The following is a 25657-nucleotide window of genomic DNA, read 5'->3' on the forward strand; positions in this document are numbered from 1 at the left end:
GACTAGGCGGGGCGAACCTTGCTCCTGCTCCGCTGCCCGCACCGGTTTCCAGGGGGATCGACAACGACAAACGAAACGGCACTCGGGACTCCTATTGAGGCCAAAACATTCGGTCTGTGGATTTGATGGACAACTCTTCAAGTTGCCCACAAGCTCCACAGACACAAAAAAAGGGGAAGCCGCTTCGCTCCTCCCCTCTGGCCTACGGCCATTCACCCCTCCCACTTCAACGGAATAGGGAATGGGGTAGATTTTTAAATGAGTTAGCCATCTCTCTTCGGTAAGATTTTTACGTGAGTTGACACGGCATTTGTACCGCTCATGTTGTTATTGAAGAGTATGCGGGTTACTGCAAAAAATAACCCATGCGACGATAAATCAAGTCACCGTGATCGAAAAATCCTAAATCTTTCCATATTCGTATATCTGAACGATCTGGTGAACAACCTACCCAGCCGTGAAAACCATGCTCCTGACTGCAATCAATAGCTTCGCGAACTAGCCGCATTCGATAGAAATGTTGTTCAGATGTCGATTTCCCTGCTACCGCAATGTACTCTATAAAATAAAGTTTTTGACTGGGCCAAAGGTGACCTGTCATGAGCCCGAATAATTGCCCATTTTTTAAAATCACCAAATCTGTCTGAATAGGACTGACATGTTTAGCTGCCCAAAGGCTTGCAAGTGCATTCTCAGCCATAAAACGCTCACGAGTATCCCAGTATTCAATGCTTTTCATAAGTTTTCTTAAAGATGGCGAATGATTCAACCACTCTGCAGATAAATCATCTGACTGCGTCTGAAACAAATTCAAGTTTCAGGCCTCCTTACTCCATAATTCCATCCCTCCCAGTTTTGCCGATCTCGATAAGTTCATTCAATCTCTGGTTATGTTTTTTTGAGCCAAATGATCTTGATGTAAGAAAGAATTCGCAATTAGAAGTTAGCTAGCGTCAATACATGATCGACGTAATAGGTAGAGTGGTTATAGTCCCAAATTGCTTGCCATGGATTATGATCAAATCCACATACGGAAAGCATATGGGCTGTAGAATAAATTGCATCTTCTACATTGTGGATATTAGGTGCTCCCGTTTGACCCGGGGCAGTGACACCAAATTCAGCGAAAGTGGCTGGCATAAATTGCATTGGACCAATCGCACCAGCGTAAGACTCAATAAATCCAGCAGTGGAGAAATCAGTTTCGGTTTTATGAATCGCTGCTAGTATGGTCCAAGGGATATGGTACTTTGCCGCAGCTTGCATATAAATTGGCAACAAATTACGTGGTACATTTTTTAGTGTGGAAGGAATTTCTAATGGAACCAACCGCGGGTGATTCAAGAGCAAAACTTGTCCAGGATAAATGGTGGTTGAATCGAGACCGTTATCCATCTCGATAGTTTGAATGGGAACATGATAAATGGTTGAGATAGACCAGAGCGTGTCGCCAGACTCTACCTTATATCTTATCAAAGCAGGATGATTTAAAATTTGCTTTGCATTTTGCATCACTTTTCTCTTCAAAACTAAATTTTTAGGCTCAAAGAATACACTGTTCTCACTATAAATCGAAGAATGAGGTATAGAAATATTTCCCTTTTCCTTTATTGTTAAATGAGCCTGAAATGGCCATTCAAGATTTGCTATATGTAATTCTGGAATCAAAATGCTCGATGTTTTTTCTTCTCGAACTGATCCGTTATTTGTTGGGCGTTGAGTCTGGGGAAAAAACAGCCACAGGAGGCAGAGAAACATGGCGCACCATAGCACCAGAGAAGTTGTGCGGGTTCGCAAACTCATCTTCCTTTCCTGTTTGTTGGATTATTTTCATGCATACGCTGGACAAGCTAAAACTAGTCCATATTTGCAAATTTTTTAATTGGGAGATTGGAAGATTAAACAGAAAGGTAGATGGTTCTGTAGATTAGAGAAGGAAGAAAAACGAAGAAGCAATAAAACCAAAAACCTCCTTATTCGCTTGTCAGTGAATGGAGGTTTTTTGTTTCAATATATTTTTCATTTGATGGATAAATTTATTTGAGAACATGGTTTGTTAAATTCATATTAAAGACTCAATTCGGGCAATCAATTGATCAGTAAGAACGCGATCGCCCACTTTGACAAACTGTTCTTTTAGAATCCCAGAATGCTCAGCAGGTACTTCAATCGTCACTTTGTCAGTAGTAACCTCTAGCAAACCGTCTCCTTCTGTTACAGAGTCGCCAATTTGCTTCAGCCATGAGGTGACCAAACATTCTTGTACAGTATCACCTAATTGAGGAAGTTTTACGTCCATGTGTATTCTCCCCTTCAATATCATGTCACATGTCTCAAAGAAATGATCGACAAATCGATATTTAATATAAAAGAACTTACTTCAATGAGAAAGTGTATCATAGGGATTGGCCAAAACCAACCTAAAGTTGCTTATATCTATTGTAGAGTGGCTAATCGAATGGGTTGTGCATAGACTGTCTGGCTTTGCTTTACGCTCAACAGACCATCATCGACCATATTCTCGAGAACTATACTTTCTCGTAAACGAGCTAAACGCATGGATTTAAAAGGGTCATATACGCTAGGTGCATTGGGTAAACCAGCCAGCATGGCCAATTCACCTAAATTACAACGATTCGGGGGTAAATGAAAATACACTTCTGACGCATTATACAACCCGTAAGCACCGTGACCAAAATAAATAACGTTTGCATATAATTGGAAAACCTCTTTTTTAGACATCGTATCATAGAGACCAATGGCATCTAAGGCTTGATGAATTTTATAAGGTATCGTTTTTCGATGATGCAAGATGGTATTGTCAATCAGCTGTTGAGTAATTGTTGATCCTCCTTCTACATAACCATCTTTCTCTACATCAACAATAAACGACCGTAATATGCCAACAGGATCGATGCCAGGATCCCAAGCGAATCTCCTATCCTCTGTTGCAATGACCGCATCTCGATAAAAACTCGGAATTTCACTGTAAGTTAAAGGATGCACATGGTAACGAATCATTTTTCTCTCAGCGGCTAATTGGACAGCACGAGCAATCGGAAATATTTTGTGATAATAGAAGTCCATGGCTCCGAGCGACAGGGCAAGCAAACATACTAGACTCACTAGACCGTAACCCAATTGCGCACGGCGTGTCATAGAACGTCACACCTTTTCAGCCGATCTTGTTGGAGCAGGTACTTTGGTTTGTTCAATTATGTAAGCTAACAAAGCTCTACGTGTCACTAACCCGTGAAAGAGACCGTTTTGAACTATACATAAATATGGCGTTTGAATAGCTAATTGGATAGCTTTGCGTAAACTGTCTTCCAAGCGAATCTCGTGAATCTCTTTCGACATAATTTGTCCCACTTGAATCGTGGAAAGACGTTCTACTTCAATTCTTTCCAGACCGAGAACATGATCAAGAATGATGGTTTTGCTAATTGTACCCACGACTTGATTTTTTCGAGACAATACAGGTATCGATGAATATCTGGATTTAATGAGAACGAGCAGAGCGTGCTCAGCCGAATTAGCATCTTCGACACAAGCAACATTCTGCGCCGGAATGATCAATTTTGAAAAGGACGGATCGTTCACTGGACGGTTCATCCATTCAGTCATATCAGACAATCGACTCCTTTTCTCGAATGAGGCAAACAGAGCATTTAAGACCTATCTATTATACAGAATGAATTCATTGCCATCATCTCTAGCGTGTCCGAAGTTAGTCAAAAGAACAAAAAAATGGCGTCTATAAGACGCCTGCCCAGTGAAATTTACTTTTCTTTCGGAATTCTGACTTTGTGTTGAGGAGGTCTGTGCGAAATTTCAGGAGACACTCCACCATCTTCTTGAAGCCGATCAATGGCATCGAGGACAGAATCCTGATATGTTTCGTTTTCAGGTAAAGCAGAATTTGGAGAAGCAGAGAAGTTCTGCTCTTTGGTCACGAAATCGCCCCCCTTTCCTCTGTAAAACTGAACAAGGTTATGATGATACAGGAGAACGATGCTTATACAAAAAGAAATATTTTACAGATTGCGAATTTACATTTTTTGATATAAAAAGGGTGCGATGGACTTCAATTGATAGGTAAATGGTTGCATCAATTGTTCAGTGCTTCCTAAAAACAGCAGGCCATCACTCTTAAGGGATTGAGAAAAACGATGCAAAATAAGATCTTTCGCTTCTTCAGTGAAATAAATCAAAACATTTCGGCATACAATCAAGTCGATGTTTGAAGGATATGTGTCCGATAAAAGATTGTGTTTTTTAAAAACGATACCTTCCTTATATTCTTTTTTTAAAGTGAATACATTTTCACCATAGTCGAAATATCGATTTAATTCTTGTTGGTTAAATTCCCGGACTTGATAGGCTTGATATTTTGCTTCGTTCGCTTTTTGTAATACATCTTCGTCGATATCTGTCGCTAAAATACGGGTATCAATTTTTAAATGTTCCTTACAAAGGATGTTAATGGTATATGGTTCTTCACCAGTAGAACACGCTGCACTCCATATTTGGAGTCTGGATCCAGAATTTAACGTACTCAAATGACTGGCCAGTGAATTCCATCGATCACGATTGCGAAAAAACTCTGATACATTAATTGTCATTTTATCGAGCAGTGTGTGAATCAGGCTAGGATTTTCATGTATTGCATGGGATAATTCCTGAAATGTGGAGTATCCTAATCGTTCTCCCCAGGCGGCAAGTCTTCTTTGCATTTGTTGTCTTTTATACATGGCTAAATCAAGGCCCGTCAAATGATAAAATTCACGAATGAATTGCTCGAAATCATCTTCCAAATTAAAACCAACTCTCCTATATACACTCGCTGCCCAGCATCGAGAGATTGTCGCTATCTTAATGACACAGAGGTGTTCCAAACATGTCCAATCCAGTCATTGGCATTGCACTAAGTGGAGGCACTTTAAAAGCTGCAGCTCATATTGGCGTTCTTTCTGCACTAGAAGAAATGGGAATACGCCCCCATCACCTCGCTGGAACAAGCGCTGGTTCCATTGTGGCAACTCTCTATGCGTATGGTTATCGTGATCAGGAATTGAAGCATCTTATCCAACAATTTCCTGGCTATAAGCTTTTAGACTACGGTTTCCCTCTTACGTCGGCAGTGATGTCCACATTTTTTCACGCTATTCCTCATCGGAACAGATTAATTCAAGTATACCCACGCGGTCTCATCCACGGCAACAAACTCAAAAAATATTTTCATAAATTGCTTATTGGAAGAGAATGCCGAATTCCAGTTCTATTTGTTGCCACAGACTTACTTTCGGGCGATCCGGTAATCATGAGAATAGAACCTTCGAACGTCAGTATTCCCCAACTCCCACGTGCTTTACCCATTCATCAGGAGGAACTGCCAGCATGTCTACTAGGTTCCTGTGCATTACCAGCTATTTTTAGCCCAGTACCCTTTCGCGAGTATCTTTTAGCAGATGGCGCTATGCGCCACTATATTCCTGTACAGGCTTTACGGGAAAGCGGGTGTACTCATATTCTCGCTATAAATTTATATAAATTACAATATCGAGAGTACTTAACAACTTTTGTGGATGTTTTGGCGAGATCATTTGAAATTCTCCTTAGAGAATCTATCGATAATGATGTGGTTAATTCTGGAGATGTATTGGTTATTGAACCTGATTTTGCAAAAATTAAAACGTGGAAGTTTACAGAGATGATCCAATCAGTCCGGGTTGGCGTTCAAGCTGTGGTAAAACAACAATTACAGATTGAGCAATTTTTAAAAATCAATCCGCGATTGCCTCATAAAATGGCCAAATAATATGATGCCAAAACATGAGACAATCGCAAAGATACATAGCAGAAATTTACTGAATCCAAACGTCTCCCGATTTACTGTAGGTTAACGTATTCTCCGCAAACCATAACCCTATTTCTCGATTGGCATTTTCCACGCTGTCCGATCCGTGGATGATATTCATTCCAATAGACAATCCAAAATCACCGCGAATAGTTCCAGGAGCAGAATCTACCGGATTCGTTTTGCCCATCATGGAGCGTACAACCGATACGGCATTTTCTCCTTCCCAAACCATAGCAAAAACTGGCGATGAAGTAATAAAAGAAACGAGTTCTCCAAAGAATGGACGTTCTTTGTGCTCTGCATAATGAGCTTCTGCGGTTTTGCTGTCCACAGCAAGCAATTTAGCAGCTACCAATTTTAGCCCTTTTTTCTCAAAGCGTCCGACAATTTCTCCAATTAAACCACGTTGGACTCCATCTGGTTTAATCATGACAAACGTTTTTTCAATGGCCAACCTTTATCAGCTCCTTAGCTGGGTGATATACCGCTCCGTATTGTAAGTCAGTAGCGTAATAACTGCAAGTTTTACGAAAGATTTAAGATGGTACACATGAAATATGGGTACTGATTGATAGTGTTATAGATTAGAATAACCTTTCATTTACAAATTGAGCGACTATCTGTAATTCATTTCGACTATCCAAGTCCGTAATTTGATCTAAATATACAATCGCTTTTTCCATACAAAGTTTTGCAAAGTTTCTAGCTTCCTCAATACAACCAGACTGACGTACGATATCGATGGCCTCGTCTGCATCTGTAGCTGTCATTTCAGGACGAACCAACTTCATTAAACGTTTGCCATCTGATTTTCTTCTGGCGAGCAAAGTTGGGAGTGTTAAATTACCTTGACGCAAGTCTCCAGCAACTGGTTTTCCTACAGTACTTTGTTCTCCAGAAAAATCCAGAACATCATCAATGACTTGAAACGCCATTCCTGTCCAGTAACCAAATTTGCGCAACAAATAAATATCTCTTTCTGGTGCATCTGATACGATGGCACCAAGTGAGCAACTGACCGATATCAGCAAAGCTGTTTTTCTTTCAATCCTTCGCAGATAGTTATGAAGTGTTTGATCCCAATTGAACAAATCCCGAATCTGTTCAATTTCACCCTTGCATAATTTAACAATGGCATTCGACAATTCAAAGTGTACTCGAGCGTTCTGGATCCCACTAAGAAGCGAAATAGCTTTAGCAAACAGGTAATCTCCCACATACATAGCTGCTAGATTACCATAACGTGATCGCACTGTAGGACTACCTCTACGCAGATCCGCATGGTCAATTACATCATCATGAACGAGAGTTGCCATATGAATAAGTTCTAATGCACAAGCCACACGCTCAATTTCATCCCAGTATTGATGAGGCTTACCCAGTTGGCTACAAATCAAGGTAAATAGGGGACGAATTCGTTTGCCGCCTGCCGTTAATAATGTAGAAGCTGCTGAGTGAATATCTTGCTGAACTGAGGCAACTTCAAACTGCAAACGTTTTTCTACCTTGTTTAGTTGAGACTGATAACGGCTATAGACGGAGACAAATTCTAGCAAACACAATCCCCTCGCTTTCGCGGACCGAACAACCATCCGTTAGATCGAATTCGGTTCCTCCCCTTTCTCTCCCATGTGTAAAGCTGCAATTCCACCCGTTAAAGCATAACTTTTCACATTGACCAATCCAACTTCGTGAAAAATATGTTCCAGCTCGAGACGATTAGGGAAATTGGTAAGTGATTCTGGCAACCATGCGTAGGGTGCCTTTTTTCCCACTGCAAGATAGCCTATTTTAGGAAGGATGTTATAAAAATAAAAATAATAAAGTTTTCGAAAATAAGTTGACTCCGGCTTTGACAATTCCAGCGAAACAACATGACCTCCAGGTTTGACTACCCTTCTCATTTCACGTAAACATTGATGTATATCAGGTACATTTCTTAAGGCAAAACCAATAGTTACCGCATCAAATGAGTTATCTAGAAATGGCAACTGCATGGCATCGCCTTCAATAAATTCGATATGGTTAGCCCGCTGCCCCATTTTTATTTTTCTTTCTCTGCCCACATCCAGCATTTCCTTGCAAAAGTCCAGTCCAATGACTTTTCCTTTTGGTCCTACAGCCTCAGCTAGCGAAAACGTCCATGCGCCAGTCCCCGCCGCCACATCAAGAACCTGGGCACCTGGTTGAATTTTGAGTTTTTTCATGGTAAAACGTCGCCATAAATGATGTTGTTGAAAACTTAAAACGGAATTCATAAAATCGTAGCGATCAGCAATTTGAGAAAAAACTTCATGTACATAATCTGCTTTCGAGACGTTCGTCTTCATTTTAAGAACTTCCTTCCACCCATTGTCTAACTTCAAGGAGTTCCTGAATGGGCTGAATATAATCCATCAGTAAAGCATGCAATGGATCGTCCAAGGAGATGGGCGAATGAGCCCAGACTCTGTCCAAAATGTTGGTCAAACAATCATATGCCTGTCGTAAGTGAGCCGGACGTAAATTGAACTTTCTAAACTCAATGTCAGTATGCAGTATATAAGCTTCGACAAGTGAGCGAATGTCAGATTTCCAATGTGTTTCATGTCGTAAATAGTACTCTGCTAAAGCTTCAAGCAACCTGCCTTCAATAATGATTCGTAGTTGTTTTTGTTCTTCTAAAGATAATTTCTGTTGAGATATAAGCAAAGTCATTTTTGCTTCATTCATTTCCGCCACTGAGACAGCTAGTAAATCCATCAGTGGAAACTCGCCAGTTTGAGCAATTAATCGATAATATTGACTGCTATGAAAATCACCAGCCAAAATCGTTAACTGTCGTGTGCGATTGATTTTCTCATCAATCTCATCATGCATAGAGAGACCTTTTTGCAACAATAGTAAAGCGGTCAGTATAAGATCCCACTGGTGTTCCGGTACAGAAGCTGCTTTCAGAATGCCCAAACCCACTTCAAAATGAAATCGGCTAGGAGTTTGCAGCACTTGATTTGTTTTTAAATATGGATGCTCTATCTCTCGGTAAAATTTTTGCGCTACAGAGAGATATCGCTCGCTTATTTCTCTGGGCATTCAGTCATCTCCTTGCACCTAGAACACCTGTCATTCATCCACGCTCAGTGAGATTATAGCACACCCTCATGCGTCTTCTCTGCAATTGACGTCAGTTTCCATATCATATCCCCTAAAGCATAAGGCTTATGAGTATCAAAGTCTTTTATCCTTTTTCCTGCAGAGAAGAAGTGTTGCCAAGTGGAAGAATTGTTCCATGTTTGGTGTATACTTCTACCTTACCCCTTATCTTGATGGCTGATGTATGTTCGGTAAATTGAGCCAACATAATTTCACCTTTATCCAATTTTTCCGAATGATGAAATCTTGTTTCTTGTCCACGTGTCATTCCAAAAACTTGAACACCATTTTCAAGAGCTCGGATGACAAAATAATCCCCTTGTTCCATTGAACTTCCCATTATCTCATCTCCGTCAAATTAAAATTGCTATGGTTTTAGATTGATCACGATAACACAAAATCAAATATGAGAATTTGTATTCATAAACGAAAAACCAGCGCCAAGAACGCTGGTTTCATTGGTCGGAATGCCGGGATTTGAACCCGGGACCTCTACCTCCCCAAGGTAGCGCGCTACCAGGCTGCGCCACATCCCGTAATTGACACTGAAGATCATTATACTAGGTTTGTCTGTAAATTGCAATTCAAGCAAATGTGGGACCAGGAAGGCAAAACTTTATTTTGCCTCCTGGTCAAAAGTGAAACTGTATTTAGAGAATAATCGCGATTAAGCCGCCACTACCTTCGTTGATGATTCTTTGTAATGTTTCTTTTAATTTGTATTGAGCATTTTCAGGCATCAAGGATAGTTTTCCGGAAATTCCTTCTCTAACGATAGCCGCTAAAGATTTGCCAAAAATATCACTTTCCCAAATTTTAAGTGGGTTTTGTTCAAAATCCTGCATCAAATATCGAACTAGCTCTTCGGATTGTTTTTCTGTCCCAACTATTGGTGCAAATTCACTTTCCACATCTACACGAATCATATGAATCGATGGAGCGGTTGCTTTTAGTCTCACTCCAAATCTTGAGCCTTGTTTAATCAGCTCAGGCTCATCTAAAGTCATTTCTTCTAAAGAAGGAGGAGCAATTCCATATCCTGTTAATTTAACCATACGCAAAGCTTCAGCTACTTTATCGTACTCTTTTTTGGCATGGACAAAATCACGCATCATTTTAAGGAGTTGATCACGTCCAGTAATTTGCACACCCACAACTTCAGTTAAAACGCGATCGTACAATTCGTCTGGAGCTGATAGCTCAATAACTGCCACACCTTGCCCCATATCCATATGAGACAATGCGGCATAGGAAATAACCTCATACGTAGAGAATTGTTCAACAATTCGATCGATATCTCGAATACGACGAATATCTTGAATGGTTTCATGAACAGAATCCTGAAATTGTCTGCGTAGCCAATGCTCTTCATCTAAGACCATGACCCAATTGGGCAGGTTCACATTTACTTCTTTAACAGGAAATTCATACAATGCTTCACGCAGAACATTGTAAATTTCTTGAGAAGTTACCGTTGCACAGGAGAGAGCAATGACAGGTACATCGTATTTGATGGCCAGTTCCGCTTTAAGATCCTGTGCTCTTGGATGCTCTGGATTGGACGAATTCACAAGGATAACAAATGGTTTCCCCAGTTCTTTTAATTCTTCAACAACGCGTTCTTCTGCTTCAATATAATTTTCACGAGGAATTTCTGCTACGCTACCATCTGTAGTAACAACAATACCAATGGTTGAATGGTCGGCAATGACCTTTCGAGTACCGATTTCGGCAGCTTCCTGAAAGGCTACAGGCTCGTCAAACCAAGGTGTTGTTACCATTCTCGGTCCATTCTCGTCTTCATAACCGCGAGCACCTTCAACAGCATATCCCACACAATCAACAATGCGGATATTGACATCCAACCCCTCGGCTACTGAAACTTCTACCGCTTGATTGGGAATAAATTTCGGTTCCGTGGTCATAATGGTTCGCCCTGCTGCACTTTGTGGTAGTTCATCAATAGCTCTGAGCCTATCACTATCTTCTTTAATGTTGGGAAGAACAATTAATTCCATAAATTTTTTAATAAAAGTGGACTTTCCAGTGCGCACGGGGCCGACGACGCCGAGATAGACATCTCCCCCAGTCCGCTCAGCTATGTCCCTGAATACGTCGAATTTTTCCACGCTTCTCCCTCCTCAAGATGACCGGCGCAGATTGCTTCGCCCGTACAAACCGCCCCGAGCCACTGACAATCCCTCCGTGGATGTCCAATACTCAGTAGGACAGTACATGTATATGCGAGCGGCCCGCTGATATGCAGATAGTTGCCAGGTCGACTTATTGTTCATACTATGCGGAGGATGTCCAGTTCAGAACTTAGGAGCTATAAGAGGAGAGAAAAAGGTTTGACCCGAAAGTCAACAAAGAATTCCAGGTCAAACCTTTCAATGATATAAATTCGATCTGTGCTGAATGCTTACAATATCCTTAACCTTGAATATGATCCGTGTATTCAGACGCGCTTAACAATTGGTTTAATTCATCTGGGTTACTCATTTCTACTGCAATCATCCAGCCCTTTTCATAAGGACTTTCATTTACTAGTTCAGGCGAGTCATTCAATGATTCGTTAATTTGGACGACTTTTCCACTGACAGGCGCAAATAAGTCAGAGACTGTTTTGACAGATTCTACTGTCCCAAAAGTATCGTTAGCTTTCAATTCACTTCCTTTATCCGGAAGTTCCACAAAAACGATATCACCTAGTTCATCTTGGGCAAAATCACTGATTCCTATGTAGACCAGATTTCCTTCTACTCTGACCCACTCGTGCTCTTTAGAATATCTCAGGGATTCTGGAACATGGCTCATTTAACTGTTCCTCCATTCACAAAATATATGCAAACAGCATCAGTGTAACAAGAACACTGTTTGAAATCTATCACCTTGTCAAACTGGTTAAGAAAAAGATATCTCTTTTCAAAACATGCTATACAAAACGCCAACTCGTATTTTCACTTGAGAGTACCCATTCTTCCATCTCAGTTGTTTTATCTCTATCCATAAGAAGCGATACTACCTGTTTAGGCTGTTTGCCTTCAAAGAGCACTGCGGCTACTGCTTCAGTAATCGGCATTTCAATATGATATTGACTGGCCAATCTTAAACAAGCCTCTGTAGCTCGTACTCCTTCTACAACCATACCTTGAGCCTCTACTGCTTGTTTCAAGGTCATACCTTGTCCAAGCAATCGTCCTGTACGGAAATTTCTACTGTGTTCACTGATGCAGGTAGCTATTAAGTCTCCTACGCCAGCGAGCCCAGAAAATGTTAGAGGTGAAGCTCCCATAGCAATACCCAAACGAGCAATTTCAGCCAAACCTCTTGTCATGATGGCAGCTTTTGCATTATCGCCAAATCCTAAACCTACCGCCATGCCAACGGAAAGAGCAATGATATTTTTCAGTGCACCCGCTATTTCAATGCCGATCCAATCTGGATTCGTGTATACACGAAGATAATTGGACATGAGCATATCTTGAAGTTTATGAGCGGTATTTTTACTTGGACTGGAAACGACAAGAGTTGTTGGCATTGAGCGAACGACTTCTTCAGCATGGCTTGGCCCTCCAATGACAGCAATTTGTTGTTCATTCACAGCAAGCTTTTTTTGAAGATACAAGCTTACTCTATCTTCATTCGGCTGAATAAAGCCTTTTATAGCGTGAACAATGGTCATTGGAGAATATGCAAAAGACTGTAGTGAAGCTACGATCTGAGGCATCGCAGCTGATGGAACGACTAAAAAGACATATGGGCTACCGTCCACAGTTTCTTGTAAAGAAGTTGTTGCATGGATATTAGGATGCAATAAACAATTTGGCAAATATTTAGAATTGCATTTTGATTGATTAATTTCATTTACTATACTTTCGTTTCTCGCCCAAAGTGTAACTTCCATATTCTTTTTAGCTAACGTATGGGCAATCGCTGTTCCCCAACTGCCTGCTCCAATGACTGCTACACGATTTGGCAGTTGGTCATCAAGCATGATGGTCAAATAATTTTCTCTCCCTGCCTTGTACCAGTCGAATTAAATTCTCCCTATGACGAATAATCGCAAGTACAGCTGCAATTGAAGCAAATAACAATGCCCCGGTTTTATGCGACAAAAGCGCTAAAAAAATTGGAGAAAGAACTACAAATACAATTGCACCAAGAGATACATAGCGAGTCATAAAGATAATCACTATTGCGATAAATCCTGAAATTAAAGTTGCTAACGGCAATAAACATAGAAATACACCAATAGTTGTGGCAATTCCTTTACCACCTCGGAATCCAAAATAGAGAGGCCAATTGTGACCTAGAATAACGGACAATCCACTGAGATAATCATAAATGGGTTGCCCGTGTCCAAGTAGATTAGCTATCCAGACAGCCAGCACACCTTTGAAAGCATCTAGAAGAAGTACAAGTACTCCATATTTCCATCCCAATAAACGCAATGTGTTGGTTGCTCCGGCATTCCCACTGCCATAATTTCGAATATCTACCTTTTTTACTGCTTTGACCATCAAAGTACTTACCGATATAGAACCAAGAAGATAGGCAATTAAAATAGCTAACCATCCCATGTATCATCCCCCCATTCTTTTGAAAGTAAATCTAAAATTTTTAATCTTTATCTTTATTTTTGTTCCTTACCGAAAACCTTATGGGTGTCCCTTCAAAGCCAAATGCTTCACGAAACTGGTTTTCTAAATAACGTTCATAAGAAAAATGCATTAATTCCTTGTCATTAACAAAGAGTGCAAAAGTAGGTGGTTTAACTGAAACCTGAGTTCCATAATAAATTCTTAAACGCCTTCCTTTGTCACTTGGAGGCGAAACGGCTACCATGGCTTCCTGTAATAAGTGGTTAACAGTAGAAGTTGAAATTCTCATAGAATGGTAATTAGCTATGTCCGATGCAAGAGATAAAATCTTGGTCACTCGTTGTCCGGTTTTGGCTGAGACAAATAGAACAGGCGCCCATCTCATAAAGGGAAACTGCGTACGAATCTTTTGAGTAAATTGATGTGCTGTTTTATCATCTTTCTCAACAATATCCCATTTATTTACAATCATTGCAATGGCACATCCTGCATCCAATGCATAGCCTGCAACTCTTTTGTCCTGCTCTGTAATGCCCTTCTTACCATCAATCACCACCATGGCAACATCAGCTCTGGAAAGTGCTCGAATGGCACGTAACATACTGTATTTTTCGATATTCTCATATATTTTACCTTTTTTTCTGAGACCGGCTGTATCGATAAGTTGAAACTGGTTCCCTTCAAATTCCAAGAAAGTATCAATTGCATCTCTTGTTGTGCCTGCAATGTCACTCACCATGACTCTATTCTCACCTAAAAGAGCATTTACAAGTGAAGATTTACCCACATTGGGTTGTCCTATAAAAGCTATACGTAAAGTATCATGATCACCTGTTTCTGCATTCTCTTCTTCAGGAAATTCAGAGACAACAGCATCTAAAATATCTCCCGTACCTAAACCGTGTTCAGCAGACACTGCAATTGGATCGCCAAAACCTAATTCATAGAATTCATAGCGATGCATATGATGAGTTGGATGATCGAGCTTGTTTACTGCCAGTATAGTTGGCTTTTTTGATTTTCTAAGCAAGTCTGCTACTGCTCTGTCAGTCTCTACCAATCCATCATGGCCATCTACTAAAAAAATGATGACATCAGCCTCATCAATGGCCAACTCAGCCTGTATGCGAATCAGATTCGTAAACTCATCTTCTTCGCTTAGCTCTATTCCACCAGTGTCAATTAACTGAAATGATTTTCCGTTCCACTCCATTTCAGCATACAATCGATCCCTTGTTACCCCAGGTGTATCTTCCACTATGGATAATCGTTGGCCGATCAAGCGATTAAAGAGTGTACTTTTTCCTACATTAGCTCGTCCGACAATAGCTACCATGGGCATGTTCAATATCATCCATCCTCACTTACCACCTGGTCAATGTACTCTTTGAGCTATTGACCTTCCAGTACAAAAATAATTCAATCCAAACTAGGACTTTCGTTAAGAAACAGAACGATTATGAGCGATGGATTCAGACTGCAAAGTGGTTTCATAGCGTCTACGTGGAGGCAAACTTTGTGTCTCTCCGATTGCCCCCAATAACAACCCAATACCTGTAGCCGGTACAATGGTAATAGGAATCTCCAGCGAATCTCGAACATCTTCAACCGTCATATCGTCCAAAAATATATCTGCATCGTCTTTCAACATAATATCTGGAAGCAAAATTGTATCCAAATGAGCGACCTTTTGCTTTAATTGAGCAACAATATCAGTTCCAGTCAATAACCCTGTAACTGTTACATTATGTCCATAAAAATCATTGACAATAGGTAAAACTTCATAATGAAATTGATTGTTAAATAATCGATCCAACTCTTGCTGAATAACCTTTTTAGCGGAAATACCGGTTATAACGCCAACTTTTCGATTCTCACAAATAGATATGTTTTGAATTTTTTTCTCTGCTATTTTGACTTCTTCTAAAAAAGTACGAATAACTCCAACACCATTCTCGGTCTGTCCAAAGTCGTCATAATAGTCTGCTTCTGGTACAGTTCTATCAGCCATTACATAAAGTTCATCAGCCGCATAAACAAAAGAAACTCCTAATTTTTGTCGTAAAAGTTTTTGCCAATTGCTGACCTGTTCGATTACGGTCCTTGCCTCATCAGGCGTACAACCTCTTAATTTGTGTAACCCGCGACGATGCTTGGTCAGTCCAACAGGTACAACCGACAAAGTTCGGACATGTGGATAAAACTGTGACAAATCTTTAATGGTTCGATCCAATTCTGGTCCGTCATTCCATTCTGGGCACAATACTACTTGAGTATTCATTTCAATTCCGTTCTCAGCAAGAAAAGCAATCTGATTTAAAATTTCACCAGAACGTCTATTAGCTAACATTCGAACTCGAAGATCTGGATTGGTTGTATGAACGGAAATGTTGAGTGGAGACATTTTTAATTTTGCTATTCTTTGTAAATCTTCTTCTTTAACATTGGTCAAAGTGACGAAATTCCCATGTAAAAATGACAATCGATAGTCATCGTCCCGAACATTTAAAGTTTGCCTCATATTACTTGGAATTTGATCAACAAAACAAAATACGCATTTGTTATGACACAGTTTTACACGATCTACAGTTGGATGTTCCCATTCCACACCGAGATCTTCATCATAGTGTTTTTCAATTTCAAAAATCCAAGTTTCTCCGTCCGGCTTTTTTATTTCAATCTCTATTTCTTCAGCTGCCATCGCAAACTGAAGATCAACTAAGTCACGAATTTGTGTTTCTCCAATTCGTAACAGTTCATCGCCTGTTTCCAAGCCCAGTTCTTCTGCTAACGAACCCGGCTTCACAGATTGTATACGAGGCACGCTGTACACTCCAATCTTTTTATTCATTCCGTCATTATCGCAATTAAAGACCATGTCGTCAATAATGAGGGGCCATCCCTCAGTCATCTACGATGACTTTTGGGACAGCCCCATGATATTAGAGAGTTAAAAATTAATCGTTTCCTTTTTTGAATAGATCGCCAAACAAATCTCCTAACGTTGCGCCTGTACCAGTTACACTCTCCGACTCTTTGTTTGCTGGTGCAGAAGGTTTAGATTTTACATCTTTTTTGGATACAACAGGCCTCTCTTGAACGTCCTTGATAGAAAGCGAAACCCTCTTACGTTCATAATCCACACCAAGAATTTTTACTTCTACTTTATCACCCGGATGTAAAACGTCGGACGGATGATTGACTCGTTGATGGGAGATTTGCGAAACATGAACCAATCCTTCGAGCCCAGGCTTTAATTCAACAAATGCTCCGAAGTCAACAACACGTTTTACAACTCCATTGACCACACTGCCAACTTGAAGCTCTGTTGCATATTTTTCAAACGGATCGGGCTCTGCTTGCTTAATGGAGAGTGATATTTTTCCCTTTTCCGGATCTAGTTTCAATACTTTAACCTTCACTGTTTGTCCTTCGTTAACAACATCTGAAGGATGATCAGCATGGTTCCAGGACAATTCCGAAATATGAACCAAACCGTCGACTCCATGAATGTCCACAAAAGCTCCAAAAGATGTTAGTCGTTGAACAACACCTTCTAGAATATCCCCCTCATGTAATTCACTGATCACTTTTTGTACTTTTTGGTTTTGCTCGTTTTCTAAAACAGCTTTACGTGAAAGTATAAGTTTGTTGTTATCGCGATCAATCTCTGCAATTTTAACTTGTAAAGTTTGGCCTTTATACTCCTCTAGATTACCAACAAAACGAGTGTCTAGCAGAGAAGCCGGAATAAACCCTCGAACTCCAACGTCAGTCACTAAACCACCTTTGACAACATCGTGAACAGTGATTTCTAACGTTTCTTGATTCGCAAACGCATTTTGTAGTTTGTCCCATGCTTCTCGACTGTCCGCAAGACGTTTAGAAAGAGTCACTTGACCGCTTTCACGATCGATATTCTTAACAACGGCATTCACTTTAGAGCCAATCGAAACGATTGTAGAGGCGTCTTCTACCGGCAAGACGGAAAGTTCTCGAATGGGGACAAAACCTTCAAACCCATGCTCCAAATGCACAGTGACTCCATTCGAATCGATGGATGCAACTTCGCCGGTGACCAAATCGCCTACCTGTAGATTTGATTCAGTCAACATTTGCTGTAAATCCTCTGACATACTGACTTGCCTCCCCGATTCTCCTCAACTCGCAAAGCTTTTTACAACGCTTCTGTGCAGTAAAAGGCTTTTTCTCTTCGCTCACACAGGAGCACATCTCTACGTTTAAGGACAACGGCTCTTACATATACCATCTACCCAAACTGATTTAGTTGCGCCAAACGACAGAGAACGATTGAGAGAAGCCATTGCTATGTTTCCCATTATCGCCCACAGAAACACGTCGAGCAATGCTGTATTTTTATTGTAACTTGTTTAATGCAAGTTTTCTAATATGGAGGTTTGGCAGGTATTTTATTTCTCTAAAAGTTCACTGATATTTTCCATAATCTTATTTGCAATTTCTTGACTGGATTGTGATGGTTCAATAAAAATAGGATCTCCATAGCGAACGGTTATTTTATGGAAAATTTTATATTTTCCAGATATTGCTATAGGCACAATAGCAGCTTCAGAACGTTTGGCAATCAGACCAACTCCTGGCATTGGTTTACCAAGACGGCCTGACATGGAACGATGACCTTCAGGGAAAATAACTAGACATGCACCTTGTTGTAAGATTTGAATGGCGTAACGCATGGCATTTTTATCATTCTCTCCACGTCGAACTGGAAACCCACCTAATAATTTGAGCCCCCACGAAAGAATGGGATATTTAAACAATTCGGCCTTGGCCATAAACATTAAATGTCTTGTTGTGGTTATTCCTAATAAAGGAGGATCTAAGTTATTGATGTGGTTACTGGCTAAGATAACCGAACCATCTGGAATTTTTTCTGATCCTATAATTTCTATTCGAAAAAGGGAGTGAAAAAAAAGTGATACAATGAGACGACAGAACCAGTAAAGCGGATACGGAATAGGGGGCTTATACTGTCCAGCGCTCAATGGTTTCCCTCCTGAGAATTTGCATGACTAATTAAACGAATTACTTTTTCTACAACTTCTTGAACGGACAAATAGGTTGAATTAATGACGACAGCATCATCGGCAATTTGGAGTGGTGAATGCGTGCGTGTTTGGTCTTGGAAGTCGCGTTTGACAATAGATTTCTCAACCTCATCAACCGTACTAAGTATGCCTGAAGTCTTTAATTCTTCAACTCGTCTCTGGGCACGAATACGTTGATCAGCAGTTAAATAGATTTTGACATCCGCATCAGGAAAGACTACAGTACCGATATCTCTTCCATCCATTACTACATTATGATGGCATGAGAAATGCCGCAATACACTTGTCACATATTCTCTTATCTTAGGTTGTGAAGCAATTGTCGAGACAAGATCATTAATTTGTGGGGTACGTAGCTCGTCATCTAGTTTATGATTTTCAAAGTAAACAGTGACTCCTTCTTGCCCTTGCTGCACAATTTCTAGATTTCCTGAATGAAGTTGATGCAAAAGTTTATCGAGATCGCTCATATGTAACTGATTATTAACTAAAACCCAGGTACAAGCTCTATAAATTTTCCCAGAGTCTAAGTAATAAAATCCTGTTTTTTCTGCTACTGCTTTAGCTACAGTGCTTTTCCCGGCACCAGCAGGTCCGTCAATTGCAATTTTCATAAACTTTTTTTGTGATTGATTAAGAGTATCTTTCAAATAAAACAACTCCACATAAGTGAACGTTTGACAAGCCCACTCACTTTATCATTCTTTGCCTGGAAAATGTGTACTGAATGATTTTTTGACGAATTCCCTCACGCAATCCAAGGAATTGTAATGAAACAGATGCATATCCTCGGTCATTTCGCTCACTAACTCGAGTGACCTCTGCAGCAAGCATAACTTCAGAATGATAATTGGGTAATTTAAATTGGATATAAACTTGTTGACCTAATTGAAAGTACACGTTTTTAGGAATGAGAATTGCCATGCCACCGCCACTAATATCTCTTGAATATACATCAGCACTATGCTTATCATTGCCGTTCATCCATCTGACTTTTACAGGAATATCAGCTGGAACGCGAACAAATTCCCTTCTCTGTTCACGTGAAATTTTATGAGTCTCCGGTATTTGAAACTTCCACGTTGGAACTGGAATTTGAGTATAATCCATTAAAACCGAATCAAATCTGCAAAGGGCCCCATCTTGTGAGTGGTATTCAAAAAAATACGATTGTCCAATATTTGCTCTTAAATATTCATGTTTTTCATGATTCAAAGGTGCACTTGCATAAAAATATTTTTCATCCATTTCAAAAATATTTGTTTTATAGTACACTTCACTTTTTGGCATTAATGAAATATGAACAAGCTGACCTACTGTGAATAATGACACATGCCTCCCCCCTTCATAAAAGCATGATGTCATTATACAAAATATAGTCATCTTGGGTACATGCATTTAAAGAAAATTGAACGTTAGGATAAGTGCTGAATATCTAATACTTTCTGGTTTCTACTGTCTATAATGACTCGGAAAGTATGTCCATGAAGAGTACCGTAAACAGCTATTCCAGAAATCCAATGATTTTCAGTATTTTTTATTACTACGGGAGTTGTCATTTTAACATGAAAAGATGGGTTAAACTTAGTTTGTGTATCCATAAATGGAATAGGTCCTTCCGACATTTTCACATGTTGATTATTCGAATGATTTACAAATCCCCAAATCTGGCCATCAGTTAAATTTACCTTTACTGTAATTGTTTCTCCCAAAACTGTTTTCTGACTTTGAACAGGTGAATAAGTAAGGTACCCTATTTTACCCAATTGTTGAGCATGTACTTCTGTATAAATTCCTGGACTCAAGTGCTTTAGAAATGAAATAGCTTTTTCTTTGGCTTGTTCTAAAGTTAAACTTATTTTCCCAACAGGCAAATTCTCCTTAGAAAAACCTATAATCTCTTGAGAAGAATTGAAAATAATATAAGCAGGCTGACCATCAATTTCTGCAGTATAGGTCGTTATTACTCCATTTACACCGGATTGATGGAAAACTGGAGTTACTTTTGAGACAGAGCGAGTAGAAAAAAATTGCTGGATTCGCTGTTTGGCCACTTCATCATGGTTATCCATTTTTTCAATATCAGCTTGAATAGGCTGATTTTTTACTGCGACTCTATTTTGATACAAATTGCGTAAATGGTTGAATGCGTTATTTACTGGCTTTGCAAAATACGAGTCAATTAAGTTTGCTTTGAAAACAGGAGTATCCGTTGATTTTTCTAATTTATTGTACCAGTTGTCTGTTTTTAGTTCCCAATCTGTTAATGTGCTCTCTGTATCATTTCGAGATGGATTGGACTGGTTTTTCATCCAAACAGAAATAGTTTCATTCATTTTCTTTACTGTTGGCAGCTGATCTCCAACCCAACTTTGATAGGGACTAAGCCTTTCAAAATCATTTTGAACTTGACTACTATGTTGTAAAAGTACAGGAAGAGACTGCTGAAAATCAGTTTTAGTAGCAAAAATTTGCGCTTCTAGAGAAGCAGTTTGAAGCTTTTTTACGTCTGAAGCCGCTTGAGCCATTTCAGCATGTGTTTTTGTTTGTATTTGAGACTGCAAAGACAAGTTTTTGTCATATTCGCTTAATCCCCAAATTAAAGCGCACAATCCAGCCACTGATACTACAGCAAGAATCGTTGCATATTGATAATGAACTTTAGACATCAGAATTCTCTCCTCATGAGAAATGATGCCTTTAATATCCCAAAATAAAAAAGTTATTATGCTCATTTTCAAAATTAAGACGAATGAGCATAATAACTTAGATCACATTTTCAATTATGTTTTGAAATGAATGCTATATAGGAACATCTATCATTATTCAATGAATTGAATCTTACATGTCGTATTTTTTCGCATCTACATCTATGAATGCTTAAAGCAATTAATGTAATAATTCTATTTCAAAATCATTCTCATTATCGCATAAACAACGCTTAAAGCCCGTCTCTATATTGCCTTTTGAATCTCTTACTCCTCTTAAAATAAAAGTTTCACCACATTTTTTACAACGAATATGAACTTTAATTCTCTGGTTTTGAACCACCACTTCTTCATTCACTCCTTCAGAAGTGAGTGTCTCCAGTGACATACGATTTAACCTCCATTTTCTAAACTCAAAGTTTGATGGATGCTAAGATTCAAATATACATTAAAATAGACAGAAATAAAAAATACTTCGATAGCTTATCAAACACTCAATGAACAATTTTAGATGACGGATTGAATCTTAAATCCATCCTCTCCACCGAACAGCCTCAGCCATACGTTTAACTCCAACAATATAGGCTGCCAACCTCATATTCACTTTAAACTTTTGAGCAGTAGAATATACCGTATGAAAACTTTTTTGCATTAAATTTTTTAATTTTTGATCAATATCTTCTTCTGTCCAATAAAATCCTTGATTATTCTGTACCCATTCAAAATAAGAAACAATGACACCACCAGAATTTCCAAGAACATCTGGAACAATCAGCACATTTTTTTTGTCTAAAATTTCTGTTGCAGGCATAGTTGTGGGGCCATTTGCTGCTTCCACAATAATAGATGCCTTAATTTTATCTGCATTTTCTAAGGTTATTTGATTTTCAATAGCTGCAGGCACCAGAATATCGCACTCTGATTCTAATAATTCACGATTACTAATAGTATTTCTATATAATTTTGTAACGCTCCCAAATGAATCTCTTCTCTCTAATAACTCATCAATATCTAACCCTTTTTCATTATAAAGAGCACCATACGCATCTGAAATACCAACGACTTTGGCACCAATATCATGCATGAACTTAGCTAAATAACTTCCTGCATTTCCAAACCCTTGAATGCAAACACGAGCTTTTTCAATTTGGATGGATTTAACTTTGCAAGCTTCTTCAATACATATTGCCACGCCTCGTGCAGTAGCGCGTTCTCTCCCCAAGCTCCCACCTAAAACCGTCGGTTTACCTGTAATAAATCCGGGAGAATCAGATTCTTTAATTCGAGAATATTCATCGAACATCCAAGCCATATTTTGAGAGTTTGAAAAGACGTCTGGAGCTGGAATATCTTTAGCAGGTCCAACAATTTGACTGATAGCCCGCACATAAGCTCGACTTAAACGTTCAATTTCTGAAAAAGACATTTCTCTAGGATCACAAATAATTCCACCTTTACCTCCACCATAAGGTAAATTGGCTATACCACATTTTACAGACATCCACATTGAAAGTGCTACAACTTCATCTTGAGTAACATCAGGATGAAGACGTATTCCACCTTTCGTAGGTCCGACTGCATCATTATGTTGAGCTCGAAATCCAGTGAAAACTTTAACACTTCCATCATCCATAGTTACAGGAAAACGAACAGTCAAGATTCGTAAAGGTTCTTTTAAGAGCTCGTACATTTCTTGAGTATAACCAAGTTTTTTGAGAGCTTCTAAAAAAACCTGTTGAGTTGACTCTAGAACATTTAAATTTTCTTGTTTTTCTTGGATGGATACGTCTTTTGTACTCACAATAAGTCCCCTTTAATAAAATATACAATCGTATTTTCCTACAAAAAGCCATGAAAGTCATTACTGCTTTCATGGCCGTTAATGAAAAATTTTTTAGAGAAAAGAATTTCTTAAATTTTCTAGAGCTTTTTCAGGAAAAATGCATTTTCCGTATTCGTCCAGATATGCCCTGGTTAAGCTAGAAGGCTCACCATATTCACAAAGCACTGAATGGATATTGGGGTTTTTATCAAACTCTTCTATTTCATCCAAAACGACAAAGTAAGCATTCTCATATGAAAATAAAGAACACTTAACATCATCTTTCGCAGTTGCAAAAGCCAAGCTTAATACGTCTTCAAAATCACTGTATTGATAAGCCAATATTGGAAAACTATAAAATGGGTCTTCAAAATCCTCGTCTTCAAGATCGGGATCATCTTCAGTAATATTAGGTACAGCAGGAACTCGGGTGACAATAATTACCACGCCTTCAGCAGGCATGGTAAAGGCCTCAACGGCAATAGGCCCAGATACTTCAAAACCTACTTCTGCGTATGCCGTCTCCATCATATCCCAGAAAAGTTCCTGTACTTTTTTTCCACTTTTCCACAATTCATCTTTTTCAATACCACGCATAGCCAAGTCTTCATAGCTTACAAATATTCGTACTTTATCTTTGGCGATCCGCTCGACTCTCATGTTCATTATCCCTCACTTTCAAATCGATGCAGGTCTTAAAACTGTTAATTCTTAAACAAATACACCGATCTTTTTAAACTTGTTTCATTTTACTTTCTGCATTATTTAAACGAAAAACATCAACTCGATTGTCGTTCAATAATATTGTGTTGCAATATAACATTATAGGTATCTACCGGCTCATCTAATAACATTTTTGTCAACAGACGCATAGAAACAGCCCCAAAATCGTACATCGGCTGAGCAATAACAGTCAATTCTGGACGTACCATTGTAGCTAGTCTTGTATTATCAAAAGCAATGATGCGTACATCATGAGGTACTTGAAATCCATTATCATGAATAGCATGCACAGATGCCAATCCTAATTCATCGCTCATAGCGATGACACCATCATAATTTTTATTTTGAAATATATTTCTTAGAATAGGCAAAGCCTGCTCATATTTCCCTTTCCCCACATGAATAAAAGTACACTTATTTCCTAATTTTTTTCGTACACCTTCAATACGGTGATCAGCAATTAAAGATGTTCCAATATCCGGTGAAACAATAGCTATGTTCTGACAAGATTTCTTTTCTAAATAATTTGCAGCATCACTACCAGCTTTACGATTGTCAATATTTACAGATGGAATTCTTTTTTCTGGATCCTCAGTTGCACATAAAACTACTGGGATCTCAGCTTGTTCAAAAGCAGTTATGTGTTCTTGATTTAAAATATTTGTCATATATAGGATACCATCGACTTGTTTTTCCCACATGGTTCCGATTAAAGAGACCTCTCGATGGGTATCGGCATCTGAATTCGTTAAAATAATGTGGTAATTATACATATTAGCGATATCTTCAATACCTCTAACAATTTCAGCTACAAAGGCAGCTGAGACGTCAGGCACAATAACTCCAATAGTTCGTGTACGCTTGCTGGCCAAGCCTCGAGCAACTGCATTAGGTCGATATCCAAGACGTTCAATAGCATCTTGTACACGTTTTTTGGTTTCTTCCTTAACAACAGCCGTACCATTGATGACTCGAGAAACAGTTGCCATTGAGACATTGGCTTCACGGGCAACATCATATATTGTTACGCTCATTTGTGCCCACTCCCAAGCTGGATTGATTATGAAAATGATAACAATGAATAGAGGACAGTTACAAGGTGATTTTACAAAAATATTCGAATCAATATTAACAGGAGAATTCCTGAATCTTTACTGTTAGATAATATTATTCAGATGAAAAGCCCACTTCCATGTGCGAAGTAGGCTTTATAAAAGGTTGTACAATGCTTATTTTACTGGTGCGGGTGAAGGGACTCGAACCCCCACGGTCTCCCGCCAGAACCTAAATCTGGTGCGTCTGCCAATTCCGCCACACCCGCAAGAAATAGCAAAGAAAACTCTAACATAATAAAAATTTATTTACAACCAAATATAAACTAAAACAAATCGCCTGGCAACGACCTAGGTTCCCAGGGGTCTTCACCCCAAGTATGCTCGGCGCTGGAGGTCTTCACGGTCGTGTTCGGGATGGGTACGCGTGTATCCCCTCCGCTATGGTCACCAGACTCTTCTTTCCTTTCCAACTGTCTCAGCAAGAGGGATTTTCCTTGGTGAAGGCCTCGACCGATTCGTATCCGTCCGCTCCACGCCTCACGACGCTTCCACGCCGGACCGATCTACCTTATCGTCTATAAGGGGTCTTCCTTCCTTGACGGAATGGGATACGTTATCTTGAGGCAGGCTTCGCGCTTAGATGCTTTCAGCGCTTATCCCTCC

Annotated in this window: 29 protein-coding genes, 2 tRNA genes and 2 rRNA genes; 2 read left to right on the forward strand and 31 right to left on the reverse strand. The window is 39.4% G+C overall.

Going from position 1 to position 25657, the window contains the following annotated elements:
- Positions 1–346: 346 nt before the first annotated feature.
- Together BUA75_RS14095 and BUA75_RS14100 are read right to left on the reverse strand one after the other, a co-directional pair.
- Positions 347–814, reverse strand: coding sequence for a hypothetical protein (locus BUA75_RS14095; protein WP_072875227.1), 468 nt, complete (start codon positions 812–814; stop codon positions 347–349).
- A gap of 122 nt (positions 815–936) precedes the next feature.
- On the reverse strand, positions 937–1512 hold the full coding sequence (locus tag BUA75_RS14100) for a lytic murein transglycosylase (protein ID WP_165612038.1): 576 nt from the start codon (positions 1510–1512) through the stop codon (positions 937–939).
- 244 nt (positions 1513–1756) lie between these two features.
- Between BUA75_RS14100 and BUA75_RS16450 the strand changes: the two genes are divergently transcribed.
- Complete coding sequence (locus tag BUA75_RS16450; protein ID WP_255567418.1) at positions 1757–1882, forward strand: hypothetical protein; 126 nt, start codon at positions 1757–1759, stop codon at positions 1880–1882.
- A 180-nt stretch (positions 1883–2062) separates the two neighbouring features.
- Here BUA75_RS16450 and BUA75_RS14105 read toward each other — a convergent pair whose 3' ends face one another.
- The 5 genes from BUA75_RS14105 to BUA75_RS14120 all read right to left on the reverse strand — a co-directional run bounded on the left by BUA75_RS14105 (position 2063) and on the right by BUA75_RS14120 (position 4817).
- Complete coding sequence (locus BUA75_RS14105) at positions 2063–2299, reverse strand: biotin/lipoyl-containing protein (RefSeq protein WP_072875229.1); 237 nt, start codon at positions 2297–2299, stop codon at positions 2063–2065.
- Positions 2300–2436: 137 nt separating this feature from the next.
- Entirely contained in the window at positions 2437–3159 is a 723-nt protein-coding gene (locus BUA75_RS14110; protein ID WP_072875230.1) for a biosynthetic peptidoglycan transglycosylase, read from the reverse strand.
- A 6-nt stretch (positions 3160–3165) separates the two neighbouring features.
- Complete coding sequence (gene cbpB / locus BUA75_RS14115) at positions 3166–3627, reverse strand: cyclic-di-AMP-binding protein CbpB (protein WP_072875231.1); 462 nt, start codon at positions 3625–3627, stop codon at positions 3166–3168.
- A gap of 155 nt (positions 3628–3782) precedes the next feature.
- Positions 3783–3956, reverse strand: a complete 174-nt coding sequence (locus BUA75_RS15990; RefSeq protein ID WP_165612039.1) for a hypothetical protein — start codon at positions 3954–3956, stop codon at positions 3783–3785.
- A 96-nt stretch (positions 3957–4052) separates the two neighbouring features.
- Positions 4053–4817, reverse strand: coding sequence for a CheR family methyltransferase (locus BUA75_RS14120; protein ID WP_072875232.1), 765 nt, complete (start codon positions 4815–4817; stop codon positions 4053–4055).
- Positions 4818–4900: 83 nt separating this feature from the next.
- Between BUA75_RS14120 and BUA75_RS14125 the strand changes: the two genes are divergently transcribed.
- Positions 4901–5821, forward strand: a complete 921-nt coding sequence (locus tag BUA75_RS14125; protein ID WP_072875233.1) for a patatin-like phospholipase family protein — start codon at positions 4901–4903, stop codon at positions 5819–5821.
- 46 nt (positions 5822–5867) lie between these two features.
- Here the strand turns inward: BUA75_RS14125 and ndk are convergent, their stop codons facing one another.
- From ndk to BUA75_RS14245, 24 genes are all read right to left on the reverse strand, one after another.
- Positions 5868–6311: a nucleoside-diphosphate kinase gene (gene ndk, locus BUA75_RS14130; RefSeq protein ID WP_072875250.1), complete on the reverse strand. Its 444-nt coding sequence runs from the start codon at positions 6309–6311 to the stop codon at positions 5868–5870.
- 136 nt (positions 6312–6447) lie between these two features.
- Positions 6448–7455 carry a polyprenyl synthetase family protein gene (locus BUA75_RS14135; protein WP_072875234.1) on the reverse strand — a complete coding sequence of 336 codons (1008 nt, stop codon included), beginning with the start codon at positions 7453–7455 and terminating at the stop codon, positions 6448–6450.
- 3 nt (positions 7456–7458) lie between these two features.
- On the reverse strand, positions 7459–8193 hold the full coding sequence (locus tag BUA75_RS14140) for a demethylmenaquinone methyltransferase (protein ID WP_072875235.1): 735 nt from the start codon (positions 8191–8193) through the stop codon (positions 7459–7461).
- A gap of 1 nt (position 8194) precedes the next feature.
- Positions 8195–8935, reverse strand: coding sequence for a heptaprenyl diphosphate synthase component 1 (locus BUA75_RS14145; RefSeq protein ID WP_072875236.1), 741 nt, complete (start codon positions 8933–8935; stop codon positions 8195–8197).
- 145 nt (positions 8936–9080) lie between these two features.
- Complete coding sequence (gene mtrB, locus BUA75_RS14150; protein ID WP_072875237.1) at positions 9081–9335, reverse strand: trp RNA-binding attenuation protein MtrB; 255 nt, start codon at positions 9333–9335, stop codon at positions 9081–9083.
- Between the two features lie 119 nt (positions 9336–9454).
- Positions 9455–9531 (reverse strand) — tRNA-Pro (locus BUA75_RS14155).
- A 114-nt stretch (positions 9532–9645) separates the two neighbouring features.
- Positions 9646–11124, reverse strand: a complete 1479-nt coding sequence (spoIVA, locus tag BUA75_RS14160; RefSeq protein ID WP_072875238.1) for a stage IV sporulation protein A — start codon at positions 11122–11124, stop codon at positions 9646–9648.
- A gap of 304 nt (positions 11125–11428) precedes the next feature.
- A complete protein-coding gene (gene gcvH, locus BUA75_RS14165; RefSeq protein ID WP_072875239.1) occupies positions 11429–11812 on the reverse strand; it encodes a glycine cleavage system protein GcvH in 384 nt (127 codons plus the stop codon).
- Between the two features lie 118 nt (positions 11813–11930).
- A complete protein-coding gene (locus BUA75_RS14170; protein WP_072875251.1) occupies positions 11931–12992 on the reverse strand; it encodes an NAD(P)H-dependent glycerol-3-phosphate dehydrogenase in 1062 nt (353 codons plus the stop codon).
- The gene (gene plsY, locus BUA75_RS14175) at positions 12985–13578 is read right to left on the reverse strand and encodes a glycerol-3-phosphate 1-O-acyltransferase PlsY (protein ID WP_072875240.1); all 594 of its coding nucleotides are present in this window, start codon (positions 13576–13578) and stop codon (positions 12985–12987) included. The genes BUA75_RS14170 and plsY overlap by 8 nt, the downstream gene beginning before the upstream one ends.
- Before the next feature lie 40 nt (positions 13579–13618).
- Positions 13619–14947, reverse strand: coding sequence for a ribosome biogenesis GTPase Der (gene der, locus BUA75_RS14180; protein ID WP_083574391.1), 1329 nt, complete (start codon positions 14945–14947; stop codon positions 13619–13621).
- 93 nt (positions 14948–15040) lie between these two features.
- A complete protein-coding gene (locus tag BUA75_RS14185) occupies positions 15041–16423 on the reverse strand; it encodes a DUF512 domain-containing protein (RefSeq protein WP_072875242.1) in 1383 nt (460 codons plus the stop codon).
- Positions 16424–16556: 133 nt separating this feature from the next.
- Complete coding sequence (rpsA, locus tag BUA75_RS14190) at positions 16557–17735, reverse strand: 30S ribosomal protein S1 (RefSeq protein ID WP_072875243.1); 1179 nt, start codon at positions 17733–17735, stop codon at positions 16557–16559.
- Between the two features lie 294 nt (positions 17736–18029).
- Complete coding sequence (locus BUA75_RS14195) at positions 18030–18623, reverse strand: lysophospholipid acyltransferase family protein (RefSeq protein WP_242650343.1); 594 nt, start codon at positions 18621–18623, stop codon at positions 18030–18032.
- Positions 18620–19336: a (d)CMP kinase gene (gene cmk, locus BUA75_RS14200; protein ID WP_083574388.1), complete on the reverse strand. Its 717-nt coding sequence runs from the start codon at positions 19334–19336 to the stop codon at positions 18620–18622. Before cmk ends, BUA75_RS14195 begins: the two co-directional genes overlap by 4 nt.
- A gap of 40 nt (positions 19337–19376) precedes the next feature.
- The gene (locus BUA75_RS14205; protein WP_072875244.1) at positions 19377–20018 is read right to left on the reverse strand and encodes a flagellar brake protein; all 642 of its coding nucleotides are present in this window, start codon (positions 20016–20018) and stop codon (positions 19377–19379) included.
- A gap of 83 nt (positions 20019–20101) precedes the next feature.
- Complete coding sequence (locus BUA75_RS14210; protein ID WP_072875245.1) at positions 20102–21355, reverse strand: PepSY1/2 domain-containing protein; 1254 nt, start codon at positions 21353–21355, stop codon at positions 20102–20104.
- 220 nt (positions 21356–21575) lie between these two features.
- Positions 21576–21782, reverse strand: coding sequence for a hypothetical protein (locus tag BUA75_RS14215; protein ID WP_072875246.1), 207 nt, complete (start codon positions 21780–21782; stop codon positions 21576–21578).
- Positions 21783–21920: 138 nt separating this feature from the next.
- Entirely contained in the window at positions 21921–23195 is a 1275-nt protein-coding gene (locus BUA75_RS14220; RefSeq protein ID WP_238413694.1) for a Glu/Leu/Phe/Val family dehydrogenase, read from the reverse strand.
- Between the two features lie 93 nt (positions 23196–23288).
- Complete coding sequence (locus tag BUA75_RS14225; RefSeq protein WP_072875248.1) at positions 23289–23876, reverse strand: adaptor protein MecA; 588 nt, start codon at positions 23874–23876, stop codon at positions 23289–23291.
- A gap of 119 nt (positions 23877–23995) precedes the next feature.
- Positions 23996–24973: a substrate-binding domain-containing protein gene (locus tag BUA75_RS14230; protein ID WP_072875249.1), complete on the reverse strand. Its 978-nt coding sequence runs from the start codon at positions 24971–24973 to the stop codon at positions 23996–23998.
- A gap of 204 nt (positions 24974–25177) precedes the next feature.
- Positions 25178–25260: transfer RNA gene (locus BUA75_RS14235), tRNA-Leu, on the reverse strand.
- A 69-nt stretch (positions 25261–25329) separates the two neighbouring features.
- A 5S ribosomal RNA gene (gene rrf / locus BUA75_RS14240) occupies positions 25330–25446 on the reverse strand.
- Positions 25447–25488: 42 nt separating this feature from the next.
- Positions 25489–25657, reverse strand: a 23S ribosomal RNA gene (locus BUA75_RS14245); the annotation flags it as partial.

Origin of the sequence: Alicyclobacillus tolerans (assembly GCF_900142255.1) — a bacterium.
GTDB classification, from domain to species: Bacteria; Bacillota; Bacilli; order Alicyclobacillales; family Alicyclobacillaceae; genus Alicyclobacillus_I; species Alicyclobacillus_I tolerans.

Excerpts from the sequence above, each read along its gene's own strand:
- BUA75_RS14100 (WP_165612038.1), bottom strand. The coding sequence starts at position 1,512 with ATGCAAAATGCAAAGCAAATTTTAAATCATCCTGCTTTGATAAGATAT.
- BUA75_RS16450 (WP_255567418.1), top strand. The coding sequence starts at position 1,757 with ATGGCGCACCATAGCACCAGAGAAGTTGTGCGGGTTCGCAAACTCATC.
- BUA75_RS14105 (WP_072875229.1), bottom strand. The coding sequence starts at position 2,299 with ATGGACGTAAAACTTCCTCAATTAGGTGATACTGTACAAGAATGTTTG.
- BUA75_RS14110 (WP_072875230.1), bottom strand. The coding sequence starts at position 3,159 with ATGACACGCCGTGCGCAATTGGGTTACGGTCTAGTGAGTCTAGTATGT.
- cbpB (WP_072875231.1), bottom strand. The coding sequence starts at position 3,627 with ATGACTGAATGGATGAACCGTCCAGTGAACGATCCGTCCTTTTCAAAA.
- BUA75_RS14125 (WP_072875233.1), top strand. The coding sequence starts at position 4,901 with ATGTCCAATCCAGTCATTGGCATTGCACTAAGTGGAGGCACTTTAAAA.
- BUA75_RS14135 (WP_072875234.1), bottom strand. The coding sequence starts at position 7,455 with ATGGTTGTTCGGTCCGCGAAAGCGAGGGGATTGTGTTTGCTAGAATTT.
- BUA75_RS14140 (WP_072875235.1), bottom strand. The coding sequence starts at position 8,193 with ATGAAGACGAACGTCTCGAAAGCAGATTATGTACATGAAGTTTTTTCT.
- BUA75_RS14145 (WP_072875236.1), bottom strand. The coding sequence starts at position 8,935 with ATGCCCAGAGAAATAAGCGAGCGATATCTCTCTGTAGCGCAAAAATTT.
- mtrB (WP_072875237.1), bottom strand. The coding sequence starts at position 9,335 with ATGGGAAGTTCAATGGAACAAGGGGATTATTTTGTCATCCGAGCTCTT.
- gcvH (WP_072875239.1), bottom strand. The coding sequence starts at position 11,812 with ATGAGCCATGTTCCAGAATCCCTGAGATATTCTAAAGAGCACGAGTGG.
- BUA75_RS14170 (WP_072875251.1), bottom strand. The coding sequence starts at position 12,992 with ATGCTTGATGACCAACTGCCAAATCGTGTAGCAGTCATTGGAGCAGGC.
- plsY (WP_072875240.1), bottom strand. The coding sequence starts at position 13,578 with ATGGGATGGTTAGCTATTTTAATTGCCTATCTTCTTGGTTCTATATCG.
- rpsA (WP_072875243.1), bottom strand. The coding sequence starts at position 17,735 with ATGTCAGAGGATTTACAGCAAATGTTGACTGAATCAAATCTACAGGTA.
- BUA75_RS14210 (WP_072875245.1), bottom strand. The coding sequence starts at position 21,355 with ATGTCTAAAGTTCATTATCAATATGCAACGATTCTTGCTGTAGTATCA.
- BUA75_RS14215 (WP_072875246.1), bottom strand. The coding sequence starts at position 21,782 with ATGTCACTGGAGACACTCACTTCTGAAGGAGTGAATGAAGAAGTGGTG.
- BUA75_RS14225 (WP_072875248.1), bottom strand. The coding sequence starts at position 23,876 with ATGAGAGTCGAGCGGATCGCCAAAGATAAAGTACGAATATTTGTAAGC.
- BUA75_RS14230 (WP_072875249.1), bottom strand. The coding sequence starts at position 24,973 with ATGAGCGTAACAATATATGATGTTGCCCGTGAAGCCAATGTCTCAATG.